Here is a 6,416-nt window from a genome sequence, read left to right on the forward strand (position 1 = left end):
CATCCTTTCTATTCGGCTATCTTCGCAATGCGTCCCTGCTCTAAATACACCAATAGAATTGAAATGTCCGCCGGGTTTACACCGGAAATGCGGGAAGCTTGGGCAACAGACAAAGGACGCACATTTTTTAGTTTTTGACGCGCCTCAGTCGCGATCCCTTTGATTGCGTCATAATCAATTCGCTCCGGAATTTTTTTGTTTTCCATCTTCTTCAGTTTTTCCACTTGCTGAAGGGATTTTTCAATATATCCTTCATATTTCACTTGGATTTCTACTTGTTCTGCCACGTCTTGCGGAACCGGCACTTCTGGCGGCGCCAGTTTAGTGACTGTTTCATAGTTCATTTCAGGACGTTTCATCAAGTCTGTGCCGCGAACGCCATCTTTCAATTCGCTTCCGCCAAGAGAACGGATATATTCTTGATTTTCCGGAGATGGCTTGATAATCACAGAGTGCAGACGTTTTTTCTCCGCTTCGATCGCCGCTTTTTTCTTCTCAAAAGCTGCATGTCGCTCATCAGAAATCAATCCAATGCGGTGCCCGATTTCTGTCAGACGCAAATCAGCATTGTCATGGCGAAGAAGCAATCTGTATTCTGCACGTGATGTCAAAAGACGGTATGGTTCATTGGTTCCTTTTGTCACAAGGTCATCAATCAGAACCCCAATGTAGGCATCAGAACGGCTTAAAATCACTTCTTCTTCTCCAAGCGCTTTTCGTCCTGCATTGATTCCCGCCATAATTCCTTGTCCCGCAGCTTCTTCATAACCGGATGTTCCGTTAATTTGGCCTGCCGTGTAAAGGTTTGTGATTTTTTTCGTTTCAAGTGTCGGCCACAGCTGTGTTGGTACGATCGCATCGTACTCGATCGCATAGCCGGCTCTCATCATTTGCACGTTTTCAAGACCCGGAATCGTTGCAAGCATTCTTTGCTGTACATCTTCTGGAAGACTTGTAGATAAACCTTGGACATAGACTTCCTGCGTATTTCTGCCTTCCGGCTCAAGGAAGATTTGGTGACGCGGTTTATCATTAAAACGGACAACTTTATCTTCAATGGACGGGCAGTATCTAGGACCCGTCCCTTTGATCATACCGGAATACATCGGTGAACGGTGCAGGTTGCCGTCAATAATCTCATGTGTCTCAGGGCTTGTATATGTCAGCCAGCAAGGAAGCTGATCTGTAATATATTCCACTGTTTCATATGAGAAAGCGCGAGGCACATCGTCACCAGGCTGAATTTCCGTTTTGCTGTAATCAATCGTATCGCTTTTGACGCGAGGCGGCGTACCTGTTTTAAAACGAACAAGGTCAAAGCCCAGTTCCTCCAAATGCTCAGAAAGCTTGATAGAAGGCTGCTGGTTATTCGGACCGCTTGAGTAAGACAGATCTCCAAGAATGATTCGTCCTCTTAAATATGTCCCTGTCGTCATGACAACTGCTTTCGCACGATAATGCGCGCCTGTTTGTGTAATGACACCGCGGCATTCGCCGTCTTCAACGATCAGCCGCTCCACAATTCCTTGCAGCATTGTTAAGTTTGGTTCTTTTTCAAGTGTATTTTTCATTTCGTGCTGATATTGGAATTTGTCTGCTTGTGCACGCAATGCGCGGACGGCAGGACCTTTTCCAGTATTCAGCATTCTCATTTGAATATGCGTTTTATCGATGTTTTTGCCCATTTCTCCGCCGAGCGCGTCAATTTCGCGGACGACAATCCCTTTTGCGGGGCCGCCGACAGACGGATTACATGGCATAAATGCAACCATATCTAGGTTGATGGTCAAGACAAGTGTTTTGGCGCCTTGGCGTGCTGATGCGAGGGCAGCCTCAACACCGGCATGCCCGGCGCCAATCACAATCACATCGTATTGGCCTGCTTCATACCCCATGATTCGGTTCCTCCTTTTATTATTTTCCTAAACAGAATTGTGAAAAGAGCTGATCAATCAAGCTTTCGTGGACAGCATCTCCGATGATTTCGCCCAACAGCTCCCAGCATCTTGTAAGGTCAATTTGCACCATGTCGATCGGGACATCCTGTTCGATGCCGCTAAGCGCATCTTCAATGGCACTTTTTGCTTGCTGTAAAATAGAGATATGGCGTGTATTGCTGACATACGTCAGATCTCCGCTTTCAATGGCACCCGTGTAGAAAAGCGATTGAATCGCTTCTTCTAAATCATTGATGCCTTCCTCTTTTAATAGGGATGTCGTAACAACAGGACGTCCTTTGGCAAGCTCACGGACACGCTCAATGTCAATCTTAGCCTCAAGGTCAGTCTTATTCATAATCACGATAACGTCCATGCCCTCAACCGCTTCAAAAAGCTTTACGTCTTCTTCAGAAAGCTCTTCACTATAATTAAGCACAAGTAAAATCAGGTCCGCTTCCTTTAGAACCTGGCGAGAACGTTCAACACCGATTCGTTCAACAATATCCTCTGTTTCACGAATACCTGCAGTATCAACCAGACGAAGCGGAACGCCCCTTACATTAACGTATTCCTCTATCACATCCCGAGTCGTTCCGGGAATATCGGTTACAATGGCTTTCGCCTCATGAACGAGGCTGTTCAGAAGAGATGATTTCCCTACATTCGGCCGTCCGATAATGACAGTAGAAAGACCTTCACGCAAGATTTTTCCCTGCTCAGAAGTCCTCAGCAGCGCCTCAATTTCTTTTTTCACGGCGGTTGCCTTTTCAACCAAAAGCTGATGTGTCATTTCCTCAACATCATCATACTCCGGATAATCGATATTCACCTCAACATGAGCCAGTGTTTCTAAAATCTCACTGCGCAAACGGCGCACCAAAGCAGAAAGACGCCCTTCCATTTGATTCATAGCGACATTCATTGCCCGATCCGTTTTTGCTCTGATTAAGTCCATAACCGCTTCAGCCTGTGAAAGATCGATTCGGCCGTTTAAAAACGCGCGTTTCGTAAATTCACCCGGCTCTGCCAGTCTCGCTCCCTCTCTCAATGCGAGCTGAAGCACTTGGTTTACAGTCACAATTCCCCCGTGACAGTTAATTTCGATGACGTCTTCACGTGTAAAAGTTCTCGGCGCTTTTAACACTGATACCATTACTTCCTCAACGACACGATCCGAAGGTCTGTCTACGATATGACCATAATGAATCGTATGTGATTCAACCGAGCTGAGTGTTTTCTCCTTCGGCCCTTTATACATTTTATCAGCGATTTGAATTGCTTCTGGTCCGCTCAACCGTACAATCGCAATCGCGCCTTCTCCCATCGGAGTGGAAATTGCCGCAATTGTATCCATGCTGTTCACCTCTCTTTACTTATACTTTCATCTATATAAAAAAATTTTATTATGCCAAAACTAAAAGATAACATAGTTTGGTTCGAAGTGGAAGATGTGTTATCCACAGAATTAGGGATTCACCCTCTATTACTTTAACTTATCCACATGTGAATAACAATTAATTTTATTTCCTGAACTTCCTTTTTATCAACAGGATACACCTAAAAAGAAAAAACTTAAACGGCAAAAGCTTGATATTACTAGGAAAAATAGCTTTTTACCATACAAAAAAAACCGAAATCCGCTTTTTACCGGACTTCGGTTTTATGCTATTTTTTATGGGAAATAACGAGATGGCGATTTTCGCCTTCACCCATTGAATACGTTTTGATCTGGTGATTTGCATATCCAGAAAGAGTATCATGGATGACTTTTCTTTCACTGGACGGCATAGGTTCAAGATGAACTGCTTTTTTCGTTTTCAACACCTGATCTGCAAGCCTGGTGGCCAGCTGACTCAGAGTTTCTTTTCTTTTCAAGCGATAGTTTTCAGCATCCACCGTCACATGTTTAAATGGGCCTGAATAACGATTAATAACAAGCTGTGTCAAAGTTTCAAGGGCATTTAAGGTTTGTCCTCTTTTCCCAATCAACAGTGCCGCTTTTTCACCTGTTATATGGAAACTCACTGTCTTTTTGTTTTCTTGAACAGTCACATCAGACTTCCCGGCAATGGCTTCGGCAATTGTTTTTAGATAAGACTTCGCTTGCTGAATCGGGTCAATCTTTTCAACAAGCTTTACGACCGCCGGCTTTTTACCGAAAATACCAAGAAACCCTTTGTTTCCCTCATCAATAACGGTCATTTCCACCTTATCCATTGTTAATTCCAGCTCTTGCAACCCAGACTGTACTGCTTCATCGACATTTCGCCCTGCAGCAGTCACATTCCTCACTTTTTCTTTCCTCCGGCTTTTTGCGGTTCAGGATCTTTTTTAATATCAGGTCCTTTGATAAGGAAAGTTTGCGCAATCATAAACAAGTTACCGACTACCCAATAAAGAGAAAGAGCCGCCGGGAAATTGATTGCAAATACGATAATCATGATCGGCATAATCCAAAGCATCATCGCCATTTGCGGATTTTGCTGCGCATTCCCCGCCATCATCAACTTTTGCTGAACAAATGTAGCGACCCCGGCAACGATAGGAAGAATATAGTAAGGATCTTTTTCTCCTAAGTCAAACCATAGGAAACTATGCTCTGATATCGCCTGTGTTCTCATGATCGCATGATAGAATCCAATTAAAATCGGCATCTGGATTAAAATCGGGAAACATCCCGCCAACGGATTGACACCGTTCTTTTGGAATAAAGCCATTGTTTCCTGCTGAAGCTTTTGCTGCGTTTTTTGATCCTTTGAACTGTATTTTTCTTTAAGCTTTTGCATTTCCGGCTGTAAAGCCTGCATCGCTTTCGAACTTCTCAGCTGCTTAATCATCAGCGGCAAAATTAATAAACGAATCAAAATGGTAACAAGAATAATTGAAAGCCCATAGTTATCTCCCGTCACTTTCGCTACATACGTAATGAGCTCAGACAATGGATATACTACGTACTTGTCCCAAAAATGCGGACTATCTGCAGTGATCGGCTCTTGCACACTCGAGCATCCAGCCAAAAGCATGAATACGCCAACCATACTTAATAGCAACCCTATTCTCCTTTTCAAGAACATTTCCTCCTATAATCAATCTTTACGCTCTTTTATTGCAAAGCATACTTGTATGTATTTTAGCATCTTTCAGTTTTAAATGGTGTCTTTTTCTGATAACCAGAAAGGAAGCGCTTTTAAAAGTTGTAAGAAAGCAGTGGCAATGCCTACTTTGACGAAGATTTCTTATATAAAGAAGACTTCCTGAATAGATGCTGCAGACTTTTTTTTGTTTCCTCATATGTCAGCTGGCTCGCCGGTTTTCTGGCAATAATGATGTAATCCTTTTCCTTCAGTCTCTCTTTCTCTTCAAGAAAGGCCTGCCGAATCAAACGTTTGATCCGATTTCGCATCACAGCGTTGCCAATTTTTTTGCTGACGGAAAGCCCGACACGCAGCTCATCGTTTTCAGGCTGATCAAGCGTATATAAGACAAATTGGCGGTTCGCTACTGATGTCCCATGCTTAAACACTTTTTGAAAATCTTCATTTTTCTTTAAACGATTTCGCTTCTTCAAATGACTCACTCCGATACTGGCTGGCAGAAACTTTTAAAATTTATGATGAAAAATGAGATGCGTCAGAACCAGGAAGCAACCCCCGGTTCATTCCGCATCACATCTATCTTTTCCCATAACGTGAAAAAAGACCACTGACATTATTCAGTGGCCTAAGCTGATAATACTTTTCTGCCTTTACGGCGACGGCGTGCTAAAACTAGACGACCGTTTTTTGAACTCATACGGCTTCTGAAGCCATGAACTTTACTGCGTTTACGGTTATTCGGTTGGAATGTTCTTTTCATTTATGACACCTCCCTCGAGGAATAGCTGTTAAAGACAGTCTTACTTATTATATTTGCGTTACCTGTTCATTGTCAACTTCACTAGTGCTTTTGTTTCTCGCAACCATAATAGGATAACATACCTTTTCAACTTTCGAAACCTTATTTTTAAGATTCCTTAAATTAACGAAAAAAGACAACCTAACAATTTGCCCTAAAATCACGAATGTGGATATCTTTTACGCCTTTTTTAATATCCACAGAGGTTATCGACAACATTTTCACATTACCAACGTCTGTGGACAATTTTTTTTCAACAGGCTGTCCGCTTTGTGGATAAGATTGTGAGACCCATTGCAAGCTCTCGTTTATTTTGGTATTATATTTGTGTTTTAACTCTTAATTACTAATCTCACCTTCCCTTTTTATCCACAAAGTGTGGATAAGTTGTGGATTGATTTCACACAGCTTGTGTAGAACCTTGTCCACAAGTTGTGAAATTTGTCGAAAAGCTATTTATCTACTATATTATATGTTTTCAACATTTAATGTGTACGAATGGCAAGCGCCATTTGCTCTTTTTTTGTGTTCTATAACAGAGAAAGACGCTATTTTCTATGAAAAGGAGGGACGTGCCGGAAG

6 protein-coding genes are annotated in these 6,416 nt (G+C 42.5%); all 6 read right to left on the bottom strand.

What is annotated here, in order from left to right; translation table 11 throughout:
- Positions 1–8: 8 nt before the first annotated feature.
- The 6 genes from mnmG to rpmH all read right to left on the bottom strand — a co-directional run bounded on the left by mnmG (position 9) and on the right by rpmH (position 5,795).
- Entirely contained in the window at positions 9–1,895 is a 1,887-nt protein-coding gene (gene mnmG, locus ABZM97_RS21285) for a tRNA uridine-5-carboxymethylaminomethyl(34) synthesis enzyme MnmG (RefSeq protein WP_367387118.1), read from the bottom strand.
- 19 nt (positions 1,896–1,914) lie between these two features.
- Positions 1,915–3,294, bottom strand: a complete 1,380-nt coding sequence (gene mnmE, locus ABZM97_RS21290; RefSeq protein ID WP_087993746.1) for a tRNA uridine-5-carboxymethylaminomethyl(34) synthesis GTPase MnmE — start codon at positions 3,292–3,294, stop codon at positions 1,915–1,917.
- Between the two features lie 311 nt (positions 3,295–3,605).
- The gene (jag, locus tag ABZM97_RS21295; protein WP_202327739.1) at positions 3,606–4,232 is read right to left on the bottom strand and encodes an RNA-binding cell elongation regulator Jag/EloR; all 627 of its coding nucleotides are present in this window, start codon (positions 4,230–4,232) and stop codon (positions 3,606–3,608) included.
- Positions 4,229–5,014, bottom strand: coding sequence for a YidC family membrane integrase SpoIIIJ (spoIIIJ, locus tag ABZM97_RS21300; protein WP_087993744.1), 786 nt, complete (start codon positions 5,012–5,014; stop codon positions 4,229–4,231). Before spoIIIJ ends, jag begins: the two co-directional genes overlap by 4 nt.
- 143 nt (positions 5,015–5,157) lie before the next feature.
- Positions 5,158–5,508, bottom strand: a complete 351-nt coding sequence (gene rnpA / locus ABZM97_RS21305) for a ribonuclease P protein component (RefSeq protein WP_003242628.1) — start codon at positions 5,506–5,508, stop codon at positions 5,158–5,160.
- A gap of 152 nt (positions 5,509–5,660) precedes the next feature.
- Positions 5,661–5,795 carry a 50S ribosomal protein L34 gene (gene rpmH / locus ABZM97_RS21310; protein ID WP_003178075.1) on the bottom strand — a complete coding sequence of 45 codons (135 nt, stop codon included), beginning with the start codon at positions 5,793–5,795 and terminating at the stop codon, positions 5,661–5,663.
- Positions 5,796–6,416: the final 621 nt, after the last annotated feature.

Origin of the sequence: Bacillus vallismortis, from assembly GCF_040784915.1 — a bacterium.
GTDB lineage: Bacteria > Bacillota > Bacilli > Bacillales > Bacillaceae > Bacillus > Bacillus subtilis_G.

Excerpts from the sequence above, each read along its gene's own strand:
- mnmG (WP_367387118.1), bottom strand. The coding sequence starts at position 1,895 with ATGGGGTATGAAGCAGGCCAATACGATGTGATTGTGATTGGCGCCGGG.
- mnmE (WP_087993746.1), bottom strand. The coding sequence starts at position 3,294 with ATGGATACAATTGCGGCAATTTCCACTCCGATGGGAGAAGGCGCGATT.
- spoIIIJ (WP_087993744.1), bottom strand. The coding sequence starts at position 5,014 with ATGTTCTTGAAAAGGAGAATAGGGTTGCTATTAAGTATGGTTGGCGTA.
- rpmH (WP_003178075.1), bottom strand. The coding sequence starts at position 5,795 with ATGAAAAGAACATTCCAACCGAATAACCGTAAACGCAGTAAAGTTCAT.